At 27.3% G+C, this 746-nt stretch carries 1 protein-coding gene; it reads right to left on the bottom strand.

The annotated features are described in order from the left end of the window. Positions 1-143 precede the first annotated feature (143 nt). Complete coding sequence (locus MPF13_RS15480) at positions 144-719, bottom strand: hypothetical protein (RefSeq protein ID WP_249983669.1); 576 nt, start codon at positions 717-719, stop codon at positions 144-146. Positions 720-746: the final 27 nt, after the last annotated feature.

The raw sequence follows: 746 nt of genomic DNA, 5'->3' as shown, positions 1-746 counted from the left end.
GGCAACGTGTTTGTGTATTGAAAGTTGCGTTTTTTGTGAACGGCTATTTTCCGAAGGAAAATAGAAAGTGAGTAAAAAAGCAGCAACTTTTGTTTAAGCTAAAATTAAGCAATTTTTTATACACGGTGTTGTGTAACGTTTTTTTAAATTCCATAACTTTCATTCATACACATAATTCCATTTATTTCGGTCATTTTTTCAATTTTTTTGGTTTTAAGATTTGCTTTCCACGCACTTTTGATTTTGGAATAATATTCTAAATCAAAATCATTTTCAGTTCTCTCAATTATTGTGAAAATCCGAGAATCTGCTTTTCCATTATTTTGGCAAACACCAAATGATGTAAATTCATTTTCTTTAAAATTATTGATAAGAATGGTATCTAAAATTTGATACTTTTTTTCAGGTTTTCCAGTCTCAACAATTTTCTCAAGAATAACTATTCGTTTGTTGTCATTTACCATCTCAACAAAAACATATTCCCATCTACTTTCTTCATAATTTATGACAGAGCTAATTCCGTTTTCGTAATTTTTGAAATATTCAATTTCATTAATTTTCCTAAAGACTTTATCAAAAATCGTCTTTTTTGTTTTTTCAGAATCCGAAATTTCAGTTTCACTTTGTTCAGTTAGTGATGTTTGAGTTTCTGTTTTATTCTTTTTATCAACACAACTAAAAGTTAGAAATATTAATATGTAAGTTAGTATTTTGTTCATTTCTCAAATGTTACACAACGTGTTTGT

The organism is Polaribacter sp. Z022 (genome assembly GCF_023555495.1).
Classification (GTDB): Bacteria; Bacteroidota; Bacteroidia; order Flavobacteriales; family Flavobacteriaceae; genus Polaribacter.
Note: the sequence above shows the minus strand (reverse complement) of the source record. Positions and strands in the feature narration are given on the sequence as shown.